Genomic DNA, 24,426 nt, shown 5'->3' with positions numbered 1-24,426 from the left:
CAACAGCAGCGGGCCGAGGCAGAACTGAGCGGCCCGCAAGATCAGTGTACCGAACAACGGTGACCTTCCCCCAGTGAGATTGCCCGCACTCGGACGGGCTTGCTAAGTTACCGGTCGGTAATCGAGGAGGACGACCATGCTGCTGAACCCGCGCGAGTACGACCCGGCGCACTTCGACGCCGAGACGCGGCGCCTGCTGCGCGCCACCATCGACTGGTTCGAGCAGCGCGGCAAGGCGAAGCTGACCGAGGACTACCACAACCGCACCTTCTACGCGGACTTCATCGAGTTCGCGGGCAAGGAAGGCCTGTTCTCGACCTTCCTGACCCCGTCGGCGAACGCCGGCGGCAACCCGGACAAGCGCTGGGACACCAGCCGCGTCGCCGCGCTGTCGGAAATCCTCGGCTTCTACGGCCTCAACTACTGGTACCCGTGGCAGGTCACCATCCTCGGCCTCGGCCCGGTCTGGCAGAGCGCCAACGCGGCCGCACGCGAGCGCGCGGCGGCGGCACTCGACGCCGGTGGCGTCGGCGCCTTCGGACTGTCCGAAAAGGACCACGGCGCCGACATCTACGCCTCCGACATGGTGCTGACCGAGGACGGCGACGGCTACCGCGCCACCGGCTCCAAGTACTACATCGGCAACGGCAACTGCGCGCGCACGGTTTCGGTCTTCGGCCGCATCGACGGCGTCGAAGGCCCGGACCAGTACGTCTTCTTCTACGCCGACTCCGAGCACCCGGCCTACCACGTGGTCAAGAACGTCGTGCCGTCGCAGATGTACGTCGCCGAGTTCCGGCTCGAGGACTACCCGGTCCGCGAAGAGGACATCCTGCACGTCGGCGCCGAAGCCTTCAGCGCCGCGCTGAACACGGTCAACATCGGCAAGTTCAACCTGTGCTTCGGCGGCATCGGCATGGCGACGCACTCGCTGTACGAAGCCATCACGCACGCGCACAACCGCGTTCTCTACGGCAAGCCCGTCACCGACTTCCCGCACGTCCGCCGCGAGTTCGTCGAGGCGTACGCGCGGCTGATCGGGATGAAGCTGTTCTCCGACCGCGCGGTCGACTACTTCCGCAGCGCGAACCCGGACGACCGCCGCTACCTGCTGTTCAACCCGATCACCAAGATGAAGGTGACCACCGAGGCGCAGAAGGTGATCGGCCTGGTCGCCGACGTCGTCGCGGCCAAGGGCTTCGAGGCCGACACCTACCTGGCGATGTCCAAGAACGACATCGACGGCCTGCCGAAGCTGGAAGGCACGGTGGCCGTCAACCTGGCCCTGATCGCCAAGTTCATGCCGAACTACCTGTTCGCGCCGCAGGAGTACGCGCCGGTCGGCACCCGCACCGACGCCGCGGACGACGAGTTCCTCTTCCGGCAGGGCCCGGCGCGCGGCCTGTCGAAGGTCCGGTTCCACGACTGGAAGACCGCCTACGCCGAAGCCGCGCACATCCCGAACGTCGCGCTGTTCACCGAGCAGGCCGGGTACCTGGTCAAGCTGCTCACCGAGGCGGCGCCGGACGAGGCGCAGCAGGCCGACCTCGACTTCGGGCTCGCGCTGGCCGAGCTGTTCACGCTGATCGTGTACGGCCAGCTCATCCTGGAGCAGGCCGGGATCACCGGCCTGGACGACGAGGTCGTCGACCAGATCTTCGCGGTGCTCGTGCAGGACTTCAGCGTCGCGGCGGTGGACCTCAACGGCAAGGCGAGCTCGACCGAGGCCCAGCAGGCGATCGCGCTGGCCGCGCTGCGCAAGCCGGTGGTCGATGCCGCGCGGTTCGAGAACGTCTGGGCGCGGGTGCGGGAGCTCTCCGGGGTCTACGCCATGCAGCCGTGATCGAGTCCGGCGGCGAACGCCGGCTCGTGGGGCTGCGCGCCCGTCCGCGGGATCCCGGTGGCGGTGTCGCGGAAGGCGATCGACACCCGGTGTTCCGCTTGGCAAGATCGCGGACGTGAACCGAGAGCGGGCGGCGGAGCTGATCTGGGACGCGTGGCTGACCGGCAAGCGGCTGGACGGCCTCCCGGACGACCTCCGCCCGGACGGCCACGCCGAGGGCATGGCGGTGCAGGCGGCGCTCGCCGAGCTGGCCGGGCCAGTGTCCGGCTGGAAGATCGGCGCGACCACGGTGTACGCCCGCCAGTACCTCGGCGTCGCCGGGCCGCTGGCGGGCGCGATGTTCGCGCGGTTCCACCACGTCGAGGGCGCGCCGGTCCCCGCGGACACCATGACCATGGGCGTGGCCGAGCCGGAGTTCGCGTTCCGGCTCAAGGCCGACCCGGGGCTGTCGCCGTCGCTGGCCGCGGTGCTCGACGCGGTCGACACGATGTTCCTGGCGATCGAGCTGCCGGACAGCCGCTACACCGACCACCGCCACGCGGGCGGCCCGCAACTGCTCGCCGACGCGGCCTGCTCGGGCCGCTTCGTGGAGGGCAGCCCGGTGCCGGGCTGGCGCGAGGTCGACCTGCCCCGCAGCCAGGTGGTCCTCCACGCCGACGGCGAAGAGTTCTCCCGGGGGAGCGGCAGCCTGGTCTTGGGCGACCCGCGCCTGGCACTGCACTGGCTGGCGATGGAGCTGCCCCGCCACGGGCAAGCGTTGCGCCCGGGCGACATCGTGACGACGGGAACGGCAACACCGCCGTGCCCGATCCACGCGGGCGGCCACGTGGTGGCGGACTTCGGCGCGCTGGGCAGTGTGGAAACGAGTTTCGCACCGCTAGAGTGATCAGGTGCTGACTTTCCGTGCGGGCTTCGTCGCGCTCGCGGTGGTCGTGGCAGCCCTCGACGCGGGATTCTGGATCTTCGCCCGCGGCCCCCACCCGGCGACGGCGCGCATCGGCTTCGTCGTGGCGTTCGTGTTCGTGCTGGCCCTGCTCGCGGCGGCGGCCGGCGTGGTGCGCTGGGAAGTGGCGGTACCGCTGGGCGCGGCCTCGGCCTCGGGCCTGCTGTTCGTCGGCGCGACGGCGATCTTCAGCGTGGGCCTGGGTTTCCTGCTGACGGCGGTGGTCGAAGCCGCCCTGGTGCGGCGGCTGGTCCTAGCCGCGTCGCCGGTGGGGTGGCGCGGCGGAACGTGGCTGATCAGCCTGGCCACAGGCGTGGTTCCGGTGGCACTCTTCGCGGCCGGCCTCTTCGCGCTCCGGGGAAAGTGAAGGCGGGCCACCCGCAGGTGGCCCGCCTTCGGGGGAGAGCTACTTGCCGAACCCGGCCCGCCGGAGCGCGTCGGCCATCGAGCCGCTCGCGTTGCCGCCGCGGTCACGGCCGCCTCCGCCGCCGCGCCGGTCGTTGCCGCTGCCGCCGCGGCGCTGACCCTGGCCGCCGCCGCCCTGGCCGCGGTCCCGGCGCTCGCCGCCGCCACGCGAGGTGCCCGCACCCGGTTCGTCGTCCAGGCGCAGCGTCAGCGAAATGCGCTTCCGGGGCACGTCCACGTCCAGGACCTTCACCTTCACGATGTCCCCTGGCTTCACGACCTCCCGCGGGTCCTTCACGAAGTTCTTCGACAGCGCCGAAACGTGCGCCAGCCCGTCCTGGTGCACGCCCACGTCGATGAACGCGCCGAACGCCGCCACGTTCGTCACCACGCCCTCCAGGCGCATGCCGGGCTTGAGGTCGGAGATCTTGTCCACGCCGTCGGCGAACGTGGCCGTCTTGAACGCCGGGCGGGGGTCGCGGCCCGGCTTGTCGAGCTCCGCGAGGATGTCCGTCACGGTCGGGAGGCCGAACTGCTCGTCGACGAACTCGGCAGGCTTCAGCGACGACAGCGTCCGCGTGTTGCCGATCAGGGCCCGGATGTCGGTACCGGTCTTGGACAGGATCCGGCGGACCACCGGGTACGCCTCCGGGTGCACCGCCGAGGAGTCCAGCGGGTCGTCGCCGTCCGGGATCCGGAGGAAGCCCGCGCACTGCTCGAACGCCTTCGGGCCGAGCCGCGCGACCTCCTTCAGCGCCGTGCGGGAGCGGAACGGCCCGTTCGTGTCGCGGTGGGCGACGATGTTCTCCGCCAGGCCCGTCGTGATGCCCGAAACCCGGGTCAGCAGCGGTGCCGACGCCGTGTTGACGTCGACGCCGACCGCGTTCACGCAGTCCTCGACCACCGCGTCCAGCGAGCGCGAGAGCGACACCTCGGACAGGTCGTGCTGGTACTGCCCGACGCCGATCGACTTCGGGTCGATCTTCACCAGCTCGGCCAGCGGGTCTTGCAGCCGCCGCGCGATCGAGACCGCGCCGCGCAGGGAGACGTCCATGTTCGGCAGCTCCTGCGAAGCGAACGCCGACGCCGAGTAGACCGAAGCGCCCGCCTCGGACACGACCGCCTTCGTCAGCTTCAGTTCCGGGTGCTTCTTGATCAGTTCCTGCGCGAGCTTGTCCGTCTCGCGCGACGCCGTCCCGTTGCCGATCGAGATCAGGTCCACCTGGTGCCGCGCGCACAGCGCCGCGAGCTCGGCGATCGACTGGTCCCACTTGTTCGCCGGCTGGTGCGGGTAGATGACGTGGGTGTCGACGACCTTGCCGGTCGCGTCCACCACGGCCACCTTGACGCCGGTCCGGAAGCCCGGGTCGAGGCCCATCGTGGCGCGGGTGCCGGCCGGCGCGGCCAGCAGCAGGTCGCGCAGGTTGGCCGCGAACACGCGCACGGCGTCGTCCTCGGCCGCCTGGCGCAGCCGCATCCGCAGGTCGATGCCCAGGTGCAGGAGGATCTTGGTGCGCCACGCCCAGCGCACGGTGTCACCGAGCCACTTGTCGGCCGGGCGGCCCTGCTGGGTGATGCCGAACTTGGCGGCGATGCGCTGCTCGTACTCCGTCGGGCCGACCTGCGGCTCGTCGGTGGGCTCGTCCGGCGCCATGGTGAGGTCGAGGACCTCCTCCTTCTCGCCGCGCAGCATCGCGAGGATCCGGTGCGAGGGGAGCTTCGTGTACGGCTCGGAGAAGTCGAAGTAGTCGGAGAACTTCGCGCCTTCCTCCTCCTTGCCGGCCCGGACCTTGGCGACCAGGTGGCCCTGGCCCCACATCTTCTCCCGCAGGTCACCGATGAGGTCGGCGTCCTCGGCGAAGCGCTCGACGAGGATCGCGCGGGCGCCGTCGAGGGCCGCCTGGGTGTCCGCGACGCCCTTGTCCGCGTCGACGAACACCGCGGCCGCCGCCTGCGGGTCGGTGGTCGGGTCGTTCAGCAGGCCGTCGGCCAGCGGCTCGAGACCCGCTTCGCGCGCGATCATCGCCTTCGTGCGGCGCTTCGGCTTGTAGGGGAGGTAGATGTCCTCCAGCCGCGACTTGGTGTCCGCGGCGAGGATCGACGCCTCGAGGGCGTCGTCCAGCTTGCCCTGGCTGCGGATGGACTCGAGCACGGCGAGCCGGCGCTCGTCGAGTTCCCGCAGGTAGCGCAGCCGCTCCTCGAGCGTGCGCAGCTGCGCGTCGTCGAGCATGCCGGTGACTTCCTTGCGGTAGCGGGCGATGAACGGCACGGTCGACCCGCCGTCGAGGAGCTCGACGGCGGCCTTGACCTGTCCTTCGCGCACGCCCAGTTCTTCGGCGATCTTCTGCTCGACCGACACGCTCACTGCAACACGCTCCCGATTGACCTGGATCCGATCGTCACATTCTGCCGTTTCGGGCGCCCCGACTTTCGGATGGGGTTCCTTGACAATCAGATTGGTCTAGTCCACTTTGTGGTGACCTGCCTCACCAGTGTCACGGAGGTCTCCCGTGGTCCCCAAGGTCCGCTTCGCTCTGCTTTCCTTACTTTCCGTGGTGACGCTGTGTCTCGGCGTGACCTTCGTGCTCGCCGGCAGCGCTTCGGCGGCGAACATCCTGGCCAACCCCGGCTTCGAAGCCGGCACGACGGGCTGGACGTGCACCGGCACGGCGGCCGCGGTGAGTTCGCCGGTGCACGGCGGCAGCCGCGCCCTGAACGCGACGCCGTCTTCGTCGGACAACGCGCAGTGCTCGCAGACGCTCACCGTCTCGGCGAACACGGCGTACAAGCTGTCGGGCTGGGTCCAGGGCAGCTACGTCTACCTCGGCGTCTCCGGCTCGGCGACGGCCAGCACGTGGACGCCCGGCACCAGCGGCTACCAGCAGCTGTCGCTGAGCTTCGCGACCGGCTCGAGCACGTCGCTGACGGTGTACCTGCACGGCTGGTACGGCCAGCCGGCCTACTACGCCGACGACGTCAGCCTGGACGGTCCCGGCACCCCGCCGACCACCACGCCGACGACGCCGACCACGCCCACCACCCCGACGACGCCGCCGACCACCACCACCCCGCCGACGACGACCACGACGCCGCCCACGCAGGGTGACCTGCCGAAGCACGTCCTGACCGGCTACTGGCAGAACTTCTACAACGGCGCCAAGGCGCTGAAGCTCGCCGACGTCCCGACGAAGTACAACATCATCGCGGTGTCGTTCGCCGACGCCACCGGCACGCCCGGCGCGGTGAGTTTCACGCTCGACTCCGGCCTGTCCTCGCAGCTCGGCGGCTACACGGACGCCCAGTTCAAGGCCGACGTCAAGACGGTGCAGGCCCGCGGCCAGAAGGTGATCATCTCGGTCGGCGGCCAGAACGGCACGATCAGCGTCGCGGACTCGACGTCGGCCACCAACTTCGCGAACAGCATCAAGTCGCTGATCGCGAACTACGGCTTCGACGGCGTCGACATCGACCTCGAGAACGGCATCAACGCGACCTACATGGGCCAGGCGCTGCGCAGCATCTACAGCGGCGGCGGCAAGGTCATCACGATGGCACCGCAGACGATCGACATGCAGTCCACGGCGGGCGGCTACTTCCAGCTGGCGCTGAACATCAAGGACATCCTGACGATCGTCAACATGCAGTACTACAACTCCGGTTCGATGAACGGCTGCAACGGCAACGTCTATTCGCAGGGAACGGTCGACTTCCTGACGGCGCTGGCCTGCATCCAGCTGCAGGGCGGCCTGAGGGCGGACCAGGTCGGCCTCGGCCTGCCGGCCTCGCCCCAGGCGGCGGGAGGCGGCTACCAGGCCCCGGCGAACACGGTGTCGGCGTTGAACTGCCTGGCCCGCGGGACATCGTGCGGCTCGTTCAAGCCGTCGGCGACGTACCCGTCGATCCGCGGCGCGATGACGTGGTCGATCAACTGGGACGCGTCGCAGGGGTACGCGTTCGCGAACACGGTGTCGGCGGGGCTCGCGGGCCTGCCGTAAAGGTGCGTTGAGTGTGGCCCTCCCGGCGGCGCGGTCCGGGAGGGCCTTCTCACGCCAGGGGGAGCCGCAGGGCTCCCGGTGCCGCCGGCGGCACCACCGGACGCCGAGGCGCCACCGCCGCCACGCGCAGGTACGGCGAGCCCAGCGGCGGCCGCGGATCCACGTCCCCGCGGTTCGGCCAGAACGCCATCGCCCGCTCCGCCTGGGCCGTGATCGTCAGCGACGGGTTCACCCCGAGGTTGGCCGAGATCGCCGAGCCGTCCACCACGTGCAGCCCCGGATACCCGTACAGCCGCTGGTAGGGATCGACCACCCCCGAAGCGGGAGAATCCCCGATCGCGCAGCCGCCGATGAAGTGGCCCGTGATCGGGATGTTCGCCAGGTCCGTCCACGCACCTTGAGGCAGACCGCCGATCTTCGCGGCCACTCGGCGTGTCACCTCGTGACCCGCCGGGATCCAGTCCGGTGACGGCGCCCCCGAACCCTGGCGGGTCGTCATGCGCCTGCCGAACACGCCCCGCCTGGTGTACGTCGTCACCGAATTGTCGAGGGTCTGCATCACCAGCAGCCCGATCATCCGCTCCGACCAGCGCCGCGGGTTGTGGATCCGGAGCAGGTCGCGCCGCGAACGCCACAGCTCCCGCAGCCCGAGCACCCAGCGCCGCCGGCCCGGCACCGCGTCCACCAGCACCGTCGCCAGCAGGCCCATCAGGTTGCTGCCGCGCCCGTACCGCACCGGCTCCACGTGCGTCACCGCGTCCGGGTGGATCGACGACGTGATCGCGACGCCCCGGGAGTAGTCCGTGTCCGCCCGCAGCGACCGCGCCGCCAGGACGGCTTCGGAGTTCGTGCGGGCCAGGAGCCCGAGGCGCGGGGAAACGAGCGGCAGGTTTCCCGTGTCCCGCATCCGGTGCAGCAGCCGTTGCGTTCCCAACGCCGCCGCCGAGAACACGACCTGCGTGGCGGTGAACGTCCGGCGGGAGAAACCGCCGGTCCGGCGGGTGTCGACCGCGTACCCGCCGGAGATCGGCCGGACCGTCACCGCGGTGGTGAGCGGGTGCACCACCGCACCCGCCCGCTCGGCCAGGTACAGGTAGTTCTTGACCGTCGTGTTCTTCGCCCCGACCCGGCAGCCGGTCATGCACTCGCCGCACAGCGTGCAGGAGGACCGCGCCGGGCCGGCGCCGCCGAAGAACGGGTCCACCCCGGACTGTCCGAAGTAGACGCCGACCGGCGTGCGCCGGTACGTGTGGCCGACACCCATGTCCTCGGCCACCGAACGCAGCACCCGGTCCGCGGCCGTCGTCGCCGGGTTCTCGACCACGCCCAGCATCCGCTTCGCCTGGTCGTAGTACGGCGCCAGCTCGGCCTTCCAGTCCGTGATGTGCGCCCACTGCGGGTCTGCGTAGAACCCGTCCGGCGGCTCGTACAGCGTGTTCGCGTACACCAGCGAGCCCCCGCCGACGCCGGAGCCGCTCATCACGAAAGTGTTCTTCAGCAAGGTCAGGCGCTGGATGCCGAAGCAGCCCAGCGCGGGGGCCCACAGGTACTTCCGCACCCGCCACGACGTCTTCGCGAACTCGTCGTCGGCGAACCGGCGGCCGGTCTCCAGCACGCCGACGCGGTAGCCCTTCTCGGTCAGCCGCAGCGCCGTGACGCTGCCGCCGAAGCCCGAACCGATCACCAGGACGTCGTAGTCCATCAGCCCGCCACCCGGTAGTCGGCGACGTCGAAGCGCCGCGTCCGGCGGTCGTACTCGGTGACCAGGCCGGGCCAGTTGGTCGTCACCCGGCCGTCGGCCTGCCGGTACCAGCTCCGGCAGGCGCTCCACACGCTGTGCCCCAGCCGCTGCTGCACCTCCCGGTCGTACCGCTCTTCGACCTCGGGCCGCACGTCCAACGAGGACACGCCGGGCCGCGAAAGCCGTTCCACCGCCTGCCGGATGTACCGCGCCTGCCGCTCGATCATGTAGATGATCGACCCGGCGCCGAGGTTCGTGTTGGGGCCGTAGACGCAGAACAGGTTCGGGAAGCCGGGCACGGTCATGCCCAGGTAGGCCCGCGCGCCGCCGGACCACTCGTCCCGCAGCAACCGGCCGCCGAGGCCGCGCACCTCCATCCGGCCGAGGAACTCCGTCGCGGCGAAGCCGGTGCCGTAGATCAGGACGTCCGCCTCGATCTCCGTCCCGTCCTCGACCCGCACGCCCTTCTCGGTGATCTCCGAGATCCGCCGCGTCTCGACGTCGACGTCCGGCTGGGCCAGCGCGGGCAGGTAGTCGTTGGTGAACAGGATCCGCTTGCAGCCGAGCGGGTACGCCGGCGTGAGCTTGGCCCGCAGCTCCGGGTCCTTGATGTGGCGGCGCCGCAGCTGCGCGGTCCGCAGCTCGAACATCTTCGCCAGCACCGGGTGGCGCGTCATCGCGTAGGTGGCGTACTCGGCGAGCAGGAAGATCCGCAGCCGGCCGAGCAGCTGGGTCGGCGGCAGGTGCTCGAACAGCCAGTGCTGCCACCGCCGGTAGCTCGGATCGGACTTCGCCATGACGTACGGCGGCGTGCGCTGGAAGACCGTGACGTGCCGGGCCTGTTTGCGCAGCTCGGGCACGAACTGCACGGCGCTGGCCCCGGTGCCGATCACGGCGACCCGCTTGCCGGTCAGGTCGACGTCGTGGTCCCACCGCGCGGAGTGGAAGGCGTCGCCGGTGAAGCTCTCGCGGTTCGGGATGTCCGGCAGCACCGGGCGGGACAGCTGCCCGACGGCGGGTACGAAGACGTTCGCCTCGAACGTCTCGCCGGCGCTCGTCTCGACGTGCCAGAGGCCGCGATCGGCGTCGAAGGCGGCCCCGGTGACCTCAGTGCGGTACCGGATGTGCGGCTCGAGGCCGTACTTCGCGATGACGCGCCGCAGGTAGGCGAGGATGTCGGGCTGGTGCGAGAACCGCTTCGGCCACCGCGGGTTGGGCTCGAAGGAGTAGGAGTACAGCGGCGACGGGATGTCGCACGCGGCGCCCGGGTAGGTGTTGTCCCGCCAGACCCCGCCGGGCTCGGCGGCGCTTTCCAGGATCGTGAAGTCGCCGAACCCGGCGCGCTTGAGCTCGATCGCCGTCCCGATACCGCCGAACCCGGTGCCCACGATCAGCACCGACGGCCCCTTCGCCGAACCAGTCATGCCGGAAAAGCTACGGACTCGCGGCCTGTGACAACAGGCCACGAACGGTCACTCAATCGAGATTTCCGGCCAGCCTCACGCCGGCGGGTGGATGCGCACCTCGTGGGTCTCCGCGGCCGCCTCCGCCCACTGCACCAGCTCGCCCGCCGACTTCTCCAGCGCCGCCGTGTCCCGCTTCGTGAGCTTCTCGAACGGCGACAGCTCGATCACCGCCGCCTTCTTCGCCGCCTTGATCTCCCAGAACCCGCACACCCGGCCGCCGACCAGCAGCGTGCCCTTCACCAGGCCGTTCTGCGAGATCACCCGCTTGCGGTCGGCGTCCGAGATGATCCGCGTCCGGTCCGCGTAGGACAGGATCATCTGGTCGAACGGCCCCAGCAGCCGCGGCGGGGCCGGGACGTCCTCGTCCGGCACCGTCAGCTCCGGCAGGTCCAGCAGCTCGCGGCCGTCCGGGTCCCGGTACCGCCGCAGGTCCATCGAAGACGCCACCTCGCCCAGGCGGGTGATGCCCGCCCACGTCTGGACGTCCGCGACCGTGGCCGGGCCGAACGCGCGCAGGTACCGCGAAATCAGCGAAGCGGGCGAAGGCGGCGGCAGGGGCGCGCCCACCCACTCGTCCAGGCACGCGTACGTCGTCTGCCCGGCCTTGCCCCAGATCGCCCGGGGCGGGGTCTGCACCAGCGGCAGCCGCCCGCGGGCGAGGTGGGTCAGGGAGGACGGCGGGACGTCCCAGGTGCGCGCCAGCTCGGCACCCAGCTTGGTTCCCGGCATCGGGCCACCGAGGAGCAGTTTCCGCGCCGCCTCGGCGACGAGCTCGTGGTCGAGCCCGGCCAGTGCGCTCGCGTGCAGCGTGTTCTGCTTCAGGTCGCGGTCGTAGATCCCCTGCAGCACCGGCCGCCACGCGAGCGCGTCCGCCGCCGTCACGAGGTGGACCGTGCCGCGCATCAGCGCGATCCGGACCACGCGCCGGCTCTCCAGGAGCTCCGCCAGCTCCGACGGCCGGAAGCCCGCCAGCCGCGACCAGAGCCCGAAGTACGGCGGGAACGGCGCCTGCGCCTGCAGCCCGGCCAGGTGTTCGACCGCGTCGAACGCGGACATCTCCGCCCGGCCCAGCAGCAGCTGGCGCTCCAGCGTGGCGCGGTTCAGGGCGCGCCGGGTCAACGTCTCCACGCCGTCACCCTAACGATCACCCCGGACAGTTCCGGTCCTCGATTGGACACCTTCTCCGGTGGTGATCCAGAATTCCGGCCATGGCCGAGCTCGCCGTGCCCGCCGTCGGGGACTGGGACTTCCCCCGCGGCACCGCGAGCATCGAGCTGATGACCCGCTTCGCCGCCGAACGCGGCCTGCCCGCGGCGAACCTGCTGGCCGCCACCACGCTCACGCCGGAGCTGCTCGCCGACCCCGCCGTCCAGGTGGACGCGCGCCAGGAGCTGGCCGTGGTCCGGGCGCTGGCCGACCTGGACGGATCCGACGCGGCGGCACTGGAGCTGGGCCGCCGCTACCGCGTCACCACCTTCGGCATCTTCGGCTTCGCCTGCATCAGCAGCCCGACGCTGCGCGACGCGATGCTGTTCGCCCTCCGCTACTTCGACCTGAGCTTCGCCTTCTGCATCCCTCGCGTCGTCCTCGGCGCCGACCGGCTGACGCTCGAGCTCGACGACAGCCGCGTGCCCGCCGACGTCGCCCGCTTCCTCGTCCTGCGCGACCTGGCCGCGATCTTCGCCGTCATGCGCGACCTGCTGCCCGAGATCGCCCTGGACGAGCTGATGTTCCGCCACGAATCGGCGACGCCGGAGGAATACCGGGCCGCGTTCGGCGTGCTGCCGCGCTTCGGCGCCGACGCCTGCCGGGCGACGCTCGACCCGGCGCTGCTGGGCCGGCCGCTGCCGCAGGCCAACGACCAGACCGTCGCCCTGTGCGCCGCGCAGTGCGAAGCGCTCGTCGCCCGGCGGCGGGAACGTTCGGGGATTTCGCAGCAGGTGCGCGAACGCCTGGTCCGGCTCGGCGGGGTCGACGCCGGCATGGACGAGATCGCCGGGCAGCTCGCCCTCAGCACCCGCACCCTGCGCCGCCGCCTGACCGAAGCCGGCACGAGCTACCGGGCGCTGGTCGACGAGGTCCGCCAGACGCTCGCCGAGGAGCTGCTCGACACCGGTGTGCTGTCGGTCGAAGACGTCGCCTACCGGCTCGGGTACGCCGAAGCGTCGAGCTTCATCCACGCGTTCAAGCGCTGGACGGGGATGACGCCGGCGGCGTTCGCGCGCCGCTTCCGCGCCGCTCGGCGAGGACCGCCGGGTAGGTGAGCTTCAGCAGGTTGAGCAGCGAACCGGTGAGGAAGGTGCGCAGCGCCGCGCGGTCGAGCGTGCCGCGGATCAGCCATTCGCGCGAAGCCGCGCGCAGCATCCCGCCGAACGAGCGGATCATCGCGCGCAGCTCTTCGCGGCCCTCGGTCACGCCGGTCATCAGCGCGGCTTCGAGGACCCGGTCGGCGGCGATCTCGTCGGCCTCCAGCATGATCCGCTCGATCTCGGGGTCGCGGCCCGCCGACTCGGGGCCGATCACGGTCAGCCAGGCGTCGCGGTTGCGGTCCACGACCTCGATCCAGCGTTCGACGCCGATCGCCAGCCGCTCCTCCATCGTGGTGTCCGGCAGCGCTTCGGTGACCGGCGCCGGCACGATCATCAGCTGCCGCACCACTTCCAGGTACAGCTCGCGCTTGCCGCCGAAGTAGTGGTTGATCAGCGGCCGCGCCACCCCGGCGGCCTCGGCGATGTCCGAAGTGGACACCGAGGCGTAGCTGCCCGCGCCGAACAGCCGCCGGGCGGCGGCGAGGATCTCCGCACGCCGTTCGGCCGGTTCGAGCCGGCGGCGCCGCGGCCGGGTACCGGTGGTCATCCGCTCAGCCTCGCGGGGGACCGGCGGCCTGTCAACAGACAGTTGACCCGATGTCAAAAGAGTGACTCCGGTGGCGGGCAAGCGGTGTTTCGCGCCAACCTTTGTCGTTACGCAACCGGAACAACCCGCCGGTAACTTCCCGGCACCCGGATGCGACGAGACGGCAGGGGGCCCGGACCGGGGGTAGGAGCAGATGAACGAAGAAGGCGCGCCGATCCGGCCGGCCGGACGCTGGGTCAGCGTCCGCCTGCAGCATCGCCACGTCAGCTTCGACGAAGGCTTCGAAGCGGACGAGCCACTGCCCGACGGGGACTGCGCGGACGAAGCGTCCCTGTCGTACTCGGGAATCGTGATTTCCAGTTTCGACCGGGGCGAGAAGGTTTCCGAGCGCTGGATCCCCCTGGGCGTGGACCCGTCCGAAGCGGACGACGAGCGGTTGATCGAGCAACTGCGCGAAGCCCTGCTGTGGCAGGCGGGCCGGCCGCCGCAGGCCGCGGAGGACTGACCCGCCCGGCCGCTCACGACCCCGTGCGCAGGCCCTCGAAGGCCACCTTGCACACCGCGTCCGCCAGTTCGGCCGCCGCCGAGCCCCGCCGGGGCCGGTACCACTCGATCAGCGAGTTCACCATGCCGAACACCAGCCTCGCCGTCACCGCCGGGTCGACGTCCGGGCGGACGTCGCCCTCCGCTTCGGCCTGCTTCACCAGGTCCGTCACCAGCCGGTCGAACTCGCGGCGGCGGGCCAGTGCCGCGCGCTCCACCTTCGTGTTGCCGCGCACGCGCAGCAGCAGCGTCACGAACGGCAGCCGGTCCGCCAGCACCAGCACGCTGCCGCGCACCAGGTGCTCCAGCCGGTCGATCGCCCGCCCGTCGAGCTGCGCCGTTTCGGACGCCACCTCGAACAGGCCGTCCAGCGCGCGGTCCACCGCCAGCCGCAGCAGTTCCTCCTTGCTGGGCACGTGGTGGTAGATCGCCGACTTCGTGATGCCGAGCTTGCGGGAGAGGTCCTCCATGCTCGTGCCGTCGTAGCCGCGCTCGTTGAACAGCTTCACCGCCACCTGCAGCAGCGATTCGAGGTCGTAGCCCGGCCGGCCGCGCCGCGGGGCCGTCACGGCTTGTCCCGCTGGTCGACGATCCGCCGCATCTTGCCCATCGACCGCTCCAGCGTGTCCGGGTCGACGACGTCCACCGACACCGTCACGCCGACGCCGTCCTTGACTCCCGAGACCAGCGAAGCCGCGGCCTGTTCCCGCTCACCGGCAGAAGCGTCGTGCCGGGCCTCCACCCGGACGGTCAGGTGGTCCAGCCGCCCGCGTGTGGACCGGACGAGCTGGAAGTGCGGGCTCAGCGCGGGCGTGCGCAGCACGATCTCCTCGATCTGCGTCGGGAACACGTTGACCCCGCGCAGGATGATCAGGTCGTCGGTCCGCCCGGTCACCTTGGCCATCCGCCGGAACGACGGCCGCGCGGTGCCCGGCGACAACGCCGTCAGGTCGCGGGTGCGGTAGCGGATGATCGGCAGCGCCTGCTTGGTCAGCGACGTGAACACCAGCTCGCCGGTCTCGCCGCCGCCCAGCACCTCTTCGGAGTACGGGTCGATCACCTCGGGGTAGAAGTGGTCCTCCCAGATGTGCAGGCCGTCCTTCGTCTCGACGCACTCCTGCGCGACACCCGGGCCCATCACCTCCGACAGCCCGTAGATGTCGACGGCGTCGAGGGCGAACCGCTCCTCGATCTCCGCGCGCATCTGCTCGGTCCACGGCTCGGCGCCGAAGATGCCCACCTTCAGCGAAGACGCCCGCGGGTCCACGCCCTGGCGCTCGAACTCGTCGAGCAGCGTCAGCATGTACGACGGCGTCACCATGATGATCTCGGGCCGGAAGTCGGTGATCAGCTGCACCTGCCGCGCGGTCATCCCCCCGGACGCCGGGATCACCGTGCAGCCCAGCTTCTCGGCGCCGTAGTGCGCGCCGAGCCCGCCGGTGAACAGGCCGTAACCGTAGGCGACGTGCACCTTGTGGCCCGGCCGCCCGCCCGCGGCGTGGATCGACCGGGCCATCACCGTCGCCCACGTGTCGATGTCCTGCTCGGTGTAGCCGACGACGGTGGCCTTGCCCGTCGTGCCGCTCGAGGCGTGGATGCGCCGCACCTGGTCCTGCGGCACGGCGAACATCCCGAACGGGTAGTTCTCGCGCAGGTCCTGCTTGGTGGTGAACGGGAACTTGGCCAGGTCGGCCAGTTCCTTGCAGTCGTCCGGGTGGACGCCGGCCTCGTCGAACTTCCGCGTGTAGGCGGGCACGTTCGCGTAGGCGTGCCGGAGTGTCCACTGCAGACGTTCCAGCTGGAGGGCGGCCAGCTCGTCCGCGCCGATGTCCGTCTCGATCATGGTCAGTCCCGTTTCGCGGAGAGGGCGCGGCTGCGGCCGCGGAATTCGGCGACGACCTCGGGCCCGCCGGGGGTCTCCCGGTGCACCGTGACGTCGTAGATGCCGTTGCGGCCGTAGCGGGTGCGCTCGGTGGCCGTGGCGACCAGGTGGTCGCCGAGCCGGCCGGCGGCGACGAAGGAGATGTCGGCGCCCGCGGCGACCGTCACCGGGCCGCGCGAGTTGCACGCGCAGGCGAACGCGGTGTCGGCGAGCAGGAAGACGTACCCGCCGTGGGCGATGTCGTGGCCGTTGACCATCGCGCGGGTGATCGTCATGGTCGCGACGGCCCGGCCGTCACCCGCTTCGACGAGCTCGATGCCCAGCGCGCGCGAGGCCTCGTCGGCGGCGAACATGGTGTGCGCGGCGTTGGTCATGCACTGCCTTCCCGGACTGACCGAATGGACGGTCACCTTGCGGTGCCGCTCAGTAAAGGCAGTGGCCGGGGCGGCTGTCAAGCATCGCCCCTTCCGATCTCCGGGGACGGCGGCTACCATGGCAATTACTGAACGTCCGGTAGGTAATTCGGCGGGAGAGGTCGGACCTGATGGCATTGCTGCGCAGCTACGTCTCCGGGGAGTGGCACACGGCGGCGGACGAGGGCGTCCCGCTGCACGACGCGGCCACGGGCGAGGAGGTCGCCCGGATCTCGTCGAAGGGCGTCGACTTCGCGGCCGCCCTGGAGTACGGCCGCCGGGTCGGCGGCCCGGCCCTGCGCGAGCTGACGTTCCACCAGCGCGCGGCCCTGCTGAAGGCCCTGGCCTCCCACCTGCGCGAACACCGCGAGGAGCTGTACGCGCTCTCGGCGCGCACGGGTGCCACCCTCGGCGACTCGAAGTTCGACATCGACGGCGGCATCGGCGTCCTGTTCAGCTACGGCTCCAAGGGCAAGCGCGAGCTGCCCAACGACACGGTCTACGTCGAAGGCAGCGTCGAGCCGCTCAGCCGCGGGGGCACGTTCGTCGCCCAGCACATCGCGACCCCGCTGCGGGGCGTCGCCGTCCAGATCAACGCGTTCAACTTCCCGGTGTGGGGACCGCTGGAGAAGTTCGCCCCCGCGTTCCTCGCCGGGGTGCCGAGCCTGGTCAAGCCGGCCAGCTCCACCGCCTACCTGACCGCGCGGCTGGTCGAGCTGATCATCGAGTCCGGCATCCTGCCCGAGGGCTCGCTGCAGTTCGTCGCCGGCAGTGTCGGCGACCTGCTGGACCACGTCACCGCGCAGGACCTGGTGTCCTTCACCGGCTCGGCGTCGACCGCCCAGAAGCTGCGCGCGCACCCGGCGATCATCCGCAACGCCGTCCGGTTCAACGCCGAGGCCGACTCGCTGAACTGCTCGATCCTCGGCCCGGACGCCGTGCCCGGGACGACCGAGTTCGACCTGTTCGTCAAGCAGCTGACCACCGAGATGACGGTCAAGGCGGGCCAGAAGTGCACCGCGATCCGGCGCGCGTTCGTCCCCGCCGAGCTGCTCGACGACGTCGCCGCGGCGGCGTCCGAGCGGCTGGCGAAGGTGACGGTCGGCAACCCGGCGTCCGAAGGCGTCCGGATGGGCGCGCTGGCCAGCCTGGAGCAGCGCGAGGAGGTCCGGCGGTCGCTGAAGGCGCTGCTGGACGCCGGCAGCGTCGTGTTCGGTGACCCGGAGAAGGTCGACGTCGTCGACGCCGACGCCGAGCGCGGCGCGTTCATCTCGCCGGTGCTGCTCAAGGCCGACCCCGAGCGCTCCGAGCCGCACGAGGTCGAGGCGTTCGGCCCGGTCTCGACGCTCATGCCGTACACGTCCACCGAGCAGGTCGTCGACTTCGCCGCGCGCGGCGGCGGCAGCCTGGCCGGGTCCGTGGTCAGCGCGGACAAGGAGTTCGTCCGCGAGGTCGTCCTCGGCGCGGCGCCGTACCACGGCCGCCTGCTGGTGCTGGACGCCGAAGACGCGAAGGAGTCCACCGGCCACGGCTCGCCGATGCCGCAGCTGGTCCACGGCGGCCCCGGCCGCGCGGGCGGCGGTGAGGAGATGGGCGGCATCCGCGGCGTGCTGCACCACATGCAGCGCACCGCCGTGCAGGGCTCGCCCGCCGTGCTCTCCGCGGTCACCGGCCGCTGGGTCGCCGGCGCGCCGCGGAGCGAAGGCGTCCACCCGTTCCGCAAGTCCCTGGCCGAGCTGCGCATCGGCGACTCGGTGGTCGCCGGGCCGCGCACGGTCACGCAGGAGGACGTCGACCACTTCGCCGAATTCACCGGCGACACGTTCTACGCCCACACCGACCCGGAAGCGGCGGCCGCGAACCCGCTGTTCGGCGGGATCGTCGCGCACGGCTACCTGGTCGTCTCCTTCGCCGCGGGCCTGTTCGTCTCGCCCGAGCCCGGCCCGGTGCTGGCCAACTACGGCCTGGAGAACCTGCGCTTCCTGACCCCGGTCAAGGTCGGCGACTCGCTCACGGTGACGCTGACCGCCAAGCAGATCACCCCGCGGATCGACCAGGAGTACGGCGAGGTCCGCTGGGACGCCGACGTCACCAACGCCGAAGGAGAGTCGGTGGCCAAGTACGACGTCCTGACCCTGGTTTCGAAGGAGCAGCCGTGACCGCCACTGTTTCCCTCGAGGAGCACTTCGAGCACACGATCGAGCGCGACCAGCGCATCGAGCCGCGCGACTGGGTGCCCGAGGGCTACCGCAAGACGATGATCCGGCAGATCGCGCAGCACGCGCACTCGGAGATCATCGGCATGCAGCCCGAAGGCAACTGGATCACGCGGGCGCCGTCGCTGCGGCGCAAGGCGATCCTGCTGGCCAAGGTCCAGGACGAAGCCGGCCACGGCCTCTACCTGTACTCCGCGGCGGCGACGCTCGGCGCGGACCGCGCGGACCTGACCGACAAGCTGATCACCGGCAGGCAGAAGTACTCGTCGATCTTCAACTACCCGACGCTGACCTTCGCCGACGTCGGCGTGATCGGCTGGCTGGTGGACGGCGCGGCGATCTGCAACCAGGTGCCGCTGTGCCGCTCGTCGTACGGGCCGTACGCGCGGGCGATGATCCGGATCTGCAAGGAGGAGTCCTTCCACCAGCGGCAGGGCTACGAGCTGCTGATGACGATGATGCGCGGGACCCAGCAGCAGCGGGAGATGGTCCAGGAGGCCGTGAACCGCTGGTGGTGGCCGTCGCTGATGATGTTCGGGCCGCCGGACGCCGATTCGCCGAACACCGCGCAGTCGATGGCGTGGAAGATCAAGCGCCACACCAACGACGAGCTGCGGCAGCGGTTCGTGGACATGTCGGTGCCGCAGGCCGAAGCCCTCGGCGTCACCTTCCCGGACCCCGAGCTGAAGTGGAACGCCGAGCGCGGCCACTACGACTTCGGCGCCGTCGACTGGGACGAGTTCAAGAACGTGCTGAAGGGCAACGGGCCCTGCAACGCCTCGCGGATCGCGCACCGGCGTCGCGCCCACGAAGACGGCGCGTGGGTGCGGGAAGCCGCGGTGGCCCACGCCGCGAAGAAGGAGCACAAGTGACCGACCTGACGGCCGAAGGCGGCCACGGCGCCGTCCCCCTCGAAGGCGTCCCCGCGGCTCCGGGACCGGTCAAGCACGACTGGCCGCTCTACGAGGTGTTCGTCCGCGGCAAGCGCGGGCTGAACCACGTCCACGTCGGCTCGCTGCACGCCGCCGACGACGAGATGGCGCTGCACCACGCCCGCGACCTCTACACGCGGCGCAACGAGGGCGTGTCGATCTGGGTCGTGCGCGCTTCGGACATCACGGCGTCGTCGCCGGACGAGAAGGACCCGTTCTTCGCGCCCAGCGGCGACAAGGTCTACCGGCACCCGACGTTCTACGACATTCCCGAGGATGTGCCGCACATATGAGTTTCGACAACGTGTACGAGGCCATCACCGAGGAGAACGACGCGCGCTGGGCGTTCGGCACCGGCTTCGAGGACCCGCTGTCCGGAGTGGACACCTCGGTGCCGTCCGGTGTGGACGCCGCGTCCTTGGCGGCGTACTGCCTGATGCTGGGCGACGACGCGCTCGTCTTCTCCCACCGGCTCCAGGAGTGGTGCACCAACGCCCCCGAGCTGGAGGACGAGGTCGCCATCGCCAACATCGCCCTCGACCTGCTCGGCCAGGCGCGGTTGCTGCTCGCGCGCGCCGGCAAGGCCGACGGCTCCGGGCGCACGGAGGACTCGCTGGCGTTCCTCCGCGCGGAGAACGAGTTCCGCAACGTCCGGCTCGCGGAGCTGGGCGGCGGCCACTTCGGGCACCTGATCGCGCGCCTGTTCGTGTTCTCGACCTGGCGGCTGGCGCTGCTGCAGCGGCTGGTGTCCTCGGTGGACCCGGTGCTGGCGGCCATCGCGGACAAGGGCGTCAAGGAGCTGACCTACCACCGCGACTACGCGGCGCAGTGGCTGGTCCGCCTCGGCGACGGGACGCCGTTGTCGCACACGCGGATGCAGGAGGGCCTGGACGAGGTGTGGCCGTACGTGGGGGAGCTGTTCCGCACGCACCCCACGGAGTTCGTGGACGCGGCTTCGCTGCGGCCCGAGTTCGATGCGGTGCTGGACCAGGCGCTCGCCGCGGCGACGCTTTCCCGGCCTGCTTCCGGTGAGCTGGCCGGGGTGTCGGGCCGGACGGGCCGCGACGGCGTCCACACCGAGTCCTTCGGGTACCTGCTGGCGGAGCTGCAGAGCGTGGCGCGCGCGATGCCGGACGCGAAATGGTGACCGCCGCGGCCGTGGCCGCCACGGTCACCGACCCCGAGCTGCCGATGCTGACGCTGGCGGACCTGGGCGTGCTGCGCTCTGTGTCGGAGTCCGAGGGGCGGGTGGTCGTCGCGATCACGCCGACGTACACGGGCTGCCCGGCGATGGACACCATGCGCGACGACCTGGAGCACGCGCTGGTTTCGGCGGGCTACGCGGACGTCGAGATCCGGACGCAGCTGTCGCCGGCGTGGACGTCGGACTGGATTTCGCCCGCGGGCCGGGAGAAGCTGGCCGCGGCCGGGATCGCGCCGCCGGGCGCGGCGCCCCGCCGGTCGGGGCCGATCCCGCTGACGCTGTCGGCGCCGGTGTCACGCGTTATGTGCCCACACTGCGGGTCGCCGGACACCGAAGAGCAGTCCCGTTTCGGCGCGACGGCGTGCAAGGCGCTGCGGCGCTGCCGTGCGTGCCTGGAGCCGTTCGAGCACGTCAAGGAGATCTGAAGTGGCGCGGTTCAATTCGCTGAAGGTGGCCGGGGTCGAGCGGCTGTGCGACGACGCTGTTGCCGTGACCTTCGACGTGCCTTCGTCGCTGGCTTCGGAGTACGCGTTCAAGCCGGGCCAGTCCCTGACGCTGCGGCGCTCGGTCGACGGCCGCGACGAGCGCCGGTCGTACTCGATCTGCGCCCCGGCGGGAGCGGCCCCGCGGGTCGGCGTCCGCTTGGTGCCGGACGGGTACTTTTCGTCGTGGCTGGTGAACGAGGTCCGCCCGGGTGACACGATCGAGGTGGCCCCGCCGTCCGGATCGTTCACCCCGGACCTGTCCGAGGGCGGCCACCACGTCCTGATCGCGGCGGGCTCGGGCATCACCCCGGTGCTGTCGATCGTGTCCTCGCTCCTGCAGTCGTCGACGGCCACGGTGACGGTGCTGTACGGCAACCGCCGCACGGACACGGTGATGTTCGCGGACGAGCTGGCGGACCTGAAGGACAGCGCCCCATCGCGGCTCGAGCTGATCCACGTGCTGTCCCGCGAGCCCCGCGAGGCGGAGCTGTTCACCGGACGCTTGGACGTGCCGAAGCTGCGCACGCTGTTTTCCACGCTGGTGCCGGTGGATTCGGTGGACCACTGGTGGCTGTGCGGCCCGTTCGAGATGGTGTCGGGCGCGCAGGAGCTGCTGGCGTCGCTGGACGTGCCGTCTTCGAAGGTGCACCAGGAGCTGTTCTACGTGGACACCCCACCGGCCCCGGTGGAGCACCTGGACCCGCAGGTGGCGGGCGAGTCATCGGAGGTATCGGTGATCCTGGACGGCCGTGCGACACCGATGACGTTGCCGCGCACGTCATCGGTGCTGGACGGGGCGCAGAAGTTCCGCCCGGACCTGCCGTTCGCCTGCAAGGGCGGGGTGTGCGGCACGTGCCGGGCGAAGGTGACGGAGGGCAAGGTGGACTTGCGGCGGAACTTCGCGCTGGAGGAGGCGGAGGTCGAGGCGGGCTTCGTGTTGTCGTGCCAGTCGTACCCGCTCTCGGACACGCTCACGATCGACTTCGACGCCTGAGGTCCGATTCGTCGGCGTCCACGAAACCCCAGCCGCGGGCCATCCGGGTCAGGGCTTTCGCTGCCCAGACCCGCCGCTGGGCACGGTCGAGTCCGATCGGAGCGGTCATCGTCGCCGCGCCCGGCGAACCCGGCTGCCCATCCGGCTCCCCGAACACGGACAAGTCGACCACGTCGAGGAGCCCGCGGTGATCGCTGACCTCGTCGTTCAGCTTGATCTGCAGTTCGACCGCCGGTAGCGCCAGCAGCGCGGCGGTTTCCGGATCGGCCACGAGCGCGCGAGGCAGGACGCGGGTCGCGGCGTCCCACTGCGCCGTCCACAAGTCCACGATCCGATGCGCGGTAATACGGAGATCCGGCGCCCCCACACCTTCGACGACGGCTGCCAGAGCCGCCCGCCACGCCGCGAAGTTGACCTGGAACTCGACGGTCACCGTGATCGCCGACGACAGGACGCCGGGGAGCATGATGCGCGCAACCGCACGCACGCCCGCGCTCCCGTCGGCGGGATTCGCGAACGTCTGGTCGTACCGAGCGTGACGCCCCGACTGGTGGGCGTTCGGCCCGCTCGCCCGCTCCCACCGTCGTGGGGTGCCGTGGTCTCCCGGCCGGATGGACAAAGTCTGTGCCAGGGCATTGAAATCGGTGAGGGGCAGGAGAGTTTCGAGATGATGGCGGGTCCGCCCGGTGATCTCGAGATCGTCGTCCAGAGGCCAGGGGAGCGTGGCGATGGCGCGGATGGTGACGTCCGCCGGCTCCGCCACGGGCAGCCGGAAGGCTTCCCGGGCCTCCATGCTCAGCCGGGGCTTGGGTTGCCACCGCGCGGCCTGCGTGCCGGTGGAGCGGAACAGGACGCCCTCGCCCCACGTTCCGCCGGCGAGGTCGACCACGCGTGCGGTGGCGTCGGTACGCGCGATCGGCACGCCCTGCGCCGGAAAACGGGGCAACGTCGAAAGGTCGTCCCAGACCGGGCCATCCACGACCACGGCGGCCTGATCGGCAATGGCGCAGATCACCGCGTCGCTCTCGCCGTCCCCGGTGAAGTGCTGGACGGACACCGGTCCTTCTTCGAAGACCTTGTCGGTCGGCCGGCCCAGGCGGTCCGGGCCGCCGGCTCGTCGGAACGCGTCTTCGAAAGCTCTCTTGGTCCGAAGGCCGGCGCCCTCCCCGACCTGGATGCCGGCGGAGGGGAGGGCACCGGTGGGCGCCACGGACCCGATGCTCCCGGCCTGGATCACGAGTCCGCTGACGTCACCGGTGACTACGTTCCGGACACCGGAAGCGGGCGGCTGTTCCCGCACCGGAGGAGCGGACTGCGGGATCGGCCGTGGTGGCAGCAGCGGCACCGTGCCCAACGGTGGCCGGATGACCTCGGGCTGGTCGGTGAGCAGCCGCAAGAGCCCCTCCGCGCCTTCGACGGTGAAGTCCGAGATCGTGTAGTAGGTCGTGCTGGCCGGAGCCAAGAAGTCCGGCACACCGGCTTCGCTCTGGCCGGGCAGCACGACGGGAATGAAGCGGTTCACCGCGTTCGGATCGGCGTAGAAGGCATCGCGGATCAGGCGTGCTTCCCACTGGACGCCGCGCCCTCGATTCGCCTCGCCTCGGCCTTCCGCACGTTCGCGGTAGGCGGGTGACGCGATCACCAGTACGTGATCGGCTTCCCGGATCTGTTTCCCCATCCACAGCGGCCAGTCCTGACGCTGCTGCTCCGCGTCCAGGTCGAGCTGAGCGTCGATGCCACAGAGCCGCAGCAATTCCCACAGCCTTCGCACCGAATCGTTGTGAGAACGGTCGTCCGAATCCCACGCATACGAAATGAACACAACGGGCGGTCGCGGCTGGTCTTCGTCGGCCGGCGCCGGGCTCTTCGCCGGGCCGTCGAGTTCGGCAGCTCGCGCGCGACCAGCCGAAGTCAGCCGGATGCGCAGGGGGATGCGTGAACCCCAAGACCCCGGGCCGTCCACGAGCTGCTGCGCGAGAAGCAGCTCGACGGCCTCCACCAGATCGGCTTCGCTGACCTGATGACCTTCGATTTCGGAGAGCTGGTCGTCGAGGAATCGTTTCGGCGGCGGCTGCTCGTGGTCATGCTGGTACAGCCAGCCGAGAAACGCTTCCGCGACAGTGGAGACGTGCGGCTTCGCCGGTGCGGCCTCGGGTTGTACCCAACCGTCCTGCTCGACGACGACCAACCTGCCCCGAGGGGTGAGGATGATCCTGACCGGATAGTCCTGCTCGTCGACGCGTACGCCGTCGACAAGACCGCGGTCATCCAGCCACCGGATGATGCGGGCGAATTCGTCGCGCCCGACCTGCTCGCCGTCGATGCGAGACTCCGGGAGCTCGAGAAAATCTTCGGCAACCGGATACGCATCGTTCTCGACGTACAGCCAGTGAAGTACGGCCCGGGCGATCACGTTGCGGCGTCGCATCGGCTGGGTCACGCCGCACCGCTCACGACGTCGTGCGGACGCAGCCTGGTCGGCTCACCAACGCCGGACTGGTGCCGTGC

At 70.7% G+C, this 24,426-nt stretch carries 21 protein-coding genes; 12 read left to right on the top strand and 9 right to left on the bottom strand.

What is annotated here, in order from left to right; translation table 11 throughout:
* The first annotated feature begins 136 nt into the window (after positions 1–136).
* From HUT10_RS19415 to HUT10_RS19405, 3 genes are all read left to right on the top strand, one after another.
* Complete coding sequence (locus tag HUT10_RS19415) at positions 137–1,843, top strand: acyl-CoA dehydrogenase (RefSeq protein ID WP_176172521.1); 1,707 nt, start codon at positions 137–139, stop codon at positions 1,841–1,843.
* Between the two features lie 115 nt (positions 1,844–1,958).
* A complete protein-coding gene (locus HUT10_RS19410) occupies positions 1,959–2,729 on the top strand; it encodes a 2-keto-4-pentenoate hydratase (protein ID WP_176172520.1) in 771 nt (256 codons plus the stop codon).
* Between the two features lie 4 nt (positions 2,730–2,733).
* The gene (locus tag HUT10_RS19405) at positions 2,734–3,153 is read left to right on the top strand and encodes a hypothetical protein (protein WP_176172519.1); all 420 of its coding nucleotides are present in this window, start codon (positions 2,734–2,736) and stop codon (positions 3,151–3,153) included.
* Positions 3,154–3,192: 39 nt separating this feature from the next.
* On the opposite strand, the gene HUT10_RS19400 is transcribed toward HUT10_RS19405, so the two are convergent.
* Positions 3,193–5,556: a Tex family protein gene (locus HUT10_RS19400; RefSeq protein ID WP_176172518.1), complete on the bottom strand. Its 2,364-nt coding sequence runs from the start codon at positions 5,554–5,556 to the stop codon at positions 3,193–3,195.
* A 145-nt stretch (positions 5,557–5,701) separates the two neighbouring features.
* Here HUT10_RS19400 and HUT10_RS19395 point away from each other — a divergent pair, with 145 nt between their 5' ends.
* A complete protein-coding gene (locus HUT10_RS19395) occupies positions 5,702–7,186 on the top strand; it encodes a chitinase (protein WP_176172517.1) in 1,485 nt (494 codons plus the stop codon).
* Positions 7,187–7,235: 49 nt separating this feature from the next.
* Here the strand turns inward: HUT10_RS19395 and HUT10_RS19390 are convergent, their stop codons facing one another.
* From HUT10_RS19390 to HUT10_RS19380, 3 genes are all read right to left on the bottom strand, one after another.
* Positions 7,236–8,888 (bottom strand): GMC oxidoreductase, encoded by a 1,653-nt coding sequence (locus tag HUT10_RS19390; protein ID WP_176172516.1) that lies wholly within the window; start codon positions 8,886–8,888, stop codon positions 7,236–7,238.
* Entirely contained in the window at positions 8,888–10,351 is a 1,464-nt protein-coding gene (locus tag HUT10_RS19385; RefSeq protein WP_176172515.1) for an NAD(P)/FAD-dependent oxidoreductase, read from the bottom strand. The genes HUT10_RS19390 and HUT10_RS19385 overlap by 1 nt, the downstream gene beginning before the upstream one ends.
* A 75-nt stretch (positions 10,352–10,426) precedes the next feature.
* The gene (locus HUT10_RS19380; protein WP_176172514.1) at positions 10,427–11,521 is read right to left on the bottom strand and encodes a winged helix DNA-binding domain-containing protein; all 1,095 of its coding nucleotides are present in this window, start codon (positions 11,519–11,521) and stop codon (positions 10,427–10,429) included.
* Positions 11,522–11,601: 80 nt separating this feature from the next.
* Here HUT10_RS19380 and HUT10_RS19375 point away from each other — a divergent pair, with 80 nt between their 5' ends.
* Entirely contained in the window at positions 11,602–12,657 is a 1,056-nt protein-coding gene (locus HUT10_RS19375) for an AraC family transcriptional regulator (protein ID WP_176172513.1), read from the top strand.
* Here the strand turns inward: HUT10_RS19375 and HUT10_RS19370 are convergent.
* Positions 12,578–13,249: a TetR/AcrR family transcriptional regulator gene (locus HUT10_RS19370; protein WP_176172512.1), complete on the bottom strand. Its 672-nt coding sequence runs from the start codon at positions 13,247–13,249 to the stop codon at positions 12,578–12,580. The genes HUT10_RS19375 and HUT10_RS19370 overlap by 80 nt on opposite strands.
* 193 nt (positions 13,250–13,442) lie before the next feature.
* Between HUT10_RS19370 and HUT10_RS19365 the strand changes: the two genes are divergently transcribed.
* Positions 13,443–13,754, top strand: coding sequence for a hypothetical protein (locus HUT10_RS19365; RefSeq protein ID WP_176172511.1), 312 nt, complete (start codon positions 13,443–13,445; stop codon positions 13,752–13,754).
* Positions 13,755–13,767: 13 nt separating this feature from the next.
* Here HUT10_RS19365 and HUT10_RS19360 read toward each other — a convergent pair whose 3' ends face one another.
* From HUT10_RS19360 to paaI, 3 genes are read right to left on the bottom strand one after another with little or no spacing between them, the layout of a single operon-like run.
* Positions 13,768–14,361 (bottom strand): TetR/AcrR family transcriptional regulator, encoded by a 594-nt coding sequence (locus HUT10_RS19360; RefSeq protein ID WP_176172510.1) that lies wholly within the window; start codon positions 14,359–14,361, stop codon positions 13,768–13,770.
* Positions 14,358–15,635, bottom strand: a complete 1,278-nt coding sequence (paaK, locus tag HUT10_RS19355) for a phenylacetate--CoA ligase PaaK (RefSeq protein ID WP_176172509.1) — start codon at positions 15,633–15,635, stop codon at positions 14,358–14,360. Before paaK ends, HUT10_RS19360 begins: the two co-directional genes overlap by 4 nt.
* A 2-nt stretch (positions 15,636–15,637) precedes the next feature.
* Entirely contained in the window at positions 15,638–16,048 is a 411-nt protein-coding gene (gene paaI / locus HUT10_RS19350) for a hydroxyphenylacetyl-CoA thioesterase PaaI (protein ID WP_176172508.1), read from the bottom strand.
* 170 nt (positions 16,049–16,218) lie between these two features.
* Here paaI and paaZ point away from each other — a divergent pair, with 170 nt between their 5' ends.
* The 6 genes from paaZ to paaE all read left to right on the top strand — a co-directional run bounded on the left by paaZ (position 16,219) and on the right by paaE (position 21,918).
* Positions 16,219–18,246, top strand: a complete 2,028-nt coding sequence (gene paaZ, locus HUT10_RS19345) for a phenylacetic acid degradation bifunctional protein PaaZ (RefSeq protein WP_176172507.1) — start codon at positions 16,219–16,221, stop codon at positions 18,244–18,246.
* Positions 18,243–19,175 carry a 1,2-phenylacetyl-CoA epoxidase subunit PaaA gene (paaA, locus tag HUT10_RS19340; protein ID WP_176172506.1) on the top strand — a complete coding sequence of 311 codons (933 nt, stop codon included), beginning with the start codon at positions 18,243–18,245 and terminating at the stop codon, positions 19,173–19,175. Before paaZ ends, paaA begins: the two co-directional genes overlap by 4 nt.
* A gap of 95 nt (positions 19,176–19,270) precedes the next feature.
* The gene (gene paaB, locus HUT10_RS19335) at positions 19,271–19,528 is read left to right on the top strand and encodes a 1,2-phenylacetyl-CoA epoxidase subunit PaaB (protein ID WP_254897476.1); all 258 of its coding nucleotides are present in this window, start codon (positions 19,271–19,273) and stop codon (positions 19,526–19,528) included.
* A complete protein-coding gene (gene paaC, locus HUT10_RS19330) occupies positions 19,525–20,382 on the top strand; it encodes a 1,2-phenylacetyl-CoA epoxidase subunit PaaC (protein WP_176172504.1) in 858 nt (285 codons plus the stop codon). The genes paaB and paaC overlap by 4 nt, the downstream gene beginning before the upstream one ends.
* Complete coding sequence (gene paaD / locus HUT10_RS19325) at positions 20,376–20,864, top strand: 1,2-phenylacetyl-CoA epoxidase subunit PaaD (RefSeq protein ID WP_176172503.1); 489 nt, start codon at positions 20,376–20,378, stop codon at positions 20,862–20,864. The genes paaC and paaD overlap by 7 nt, the downstream gene beginning before the upstream one ends.
* Before the next feature lies 1 nt (position 20,865).
* Entirely contained in the window at positions 20,866–21,918 is a 1,053-nt protein-coding gene (gene paaE / locus HUT10_RS19320) for a 1,2-phenylacetyl-CoA epoxidase subunit PaaE (RefSeq protein ID WP_176172502.1), read from the top strand.
* On the opposite strand, the gene HUT10_RS19315 is transcribed toward paaE, so the two are convergent.
* Positions 21,896–24,358 carry a TIR domain-containing protein gene (locus tag HUT10_RS19315; protein WP_176172501.1) on the bottom strand — a complete coding sequence of 821 codons (2,463 nt, stop codon included), beginning with the start codon at positions 24,356–24,358 and terminating at the stop codon, positions 21,896–21,898. The two genes, paaE and HUT10_RS19315, sit on opposite strands and share 23 nt — an antisense overlap.
* Between the last annotated feature and the right edge of the window lie 68 nt (positions 24,359–24,426).

The organism is Amycolatopsis sp. Hca4 (assembly GCF_013364075.1).
Lineage (GTDB): Bacteria > Actinomycetota > Actinomycetes > Mycobacteriales > Pseudonocardiaceae > Amycolatopsis.
The sequence above is the reverse complement of the archived record's forward strand: the minus strand, read 5'-3'. Positions and strand labels throughout refer to the sequence as shown.

Coding starts and splice junctions, on each gene's coding strand:
- HUT10_RS19415 (WP_176172521.1), top strand. CDS start 137: ATGCTGCTGAACCCGCGCGAGTACGACCCGGCGCACTTCGACGCCGAG.
- HUT10_RS19390 (WP_176172516.1), bottom strand. CDS start 8,888: ATGGACTACGACGTCCTGGTGATCGGTTCGGGCTTCGGCGGCAGCGTC.
- HUT10_RS19385 (WP_176172515.1), bottom strand. CDS start 10,351: ATGACTGGTTCGGCGAAGGGGCCGTCGGTGCTGATCGTGGGCACCGGG.
- HUT10_RS19375 (WP_176172513.1), top strand. CDS start 11,602: ATGGCCGAGCTCGCCGTGCCCGCCGTCGGGGACTGGGACTTCCCCCGC.
- HUT10_RS19370 (WP_176172512.1), bottom strand. CDS start 13,249: ATGACCACCGGTACCCGGCCGCGGCGCCGCCGGCTCGAACCGGCCGAA.
- HUT10_RS19365 (WP_176172511.1), top strand. CDS start 13,443: ATGAACGAAGAAGGCGCGCCGATCCGGCCGGCCGGACGCTGGGTCAGC.
- paaK (WP_176172509.1), bottom strand. CDS start 15,635: ATGATCGAGACGGACATCGGCGCGGACGAGCTGGCCGCCCTCCAGCTG.
- paaI (WP_176172508.1), bottom strand. CDS start 16,048: ATGACCAACGCCGCGCACACCATGTTCGCCGCCGACGAGGCCTCGCGC.
- paaZ (WP_176172507.1), top strand. CDS start 16,219: ATGGCATTGCTGCGCAGCTACGTCTCCGGGGAGTGGCACACGGCGGCG.
- paaC (WP_176172504.1), top strand. CDS start 19,525: ATGAGTTTCGACAACGTGTACGAGGCCATCACCGAGGAGAACGACGCG.
- paaD (WP_176172503.1), top strand. CDS start 20,376: ATGGTGACCGCCGCGGCCGTGGCCGCCACGGTCACCGACCCCGAGCTG.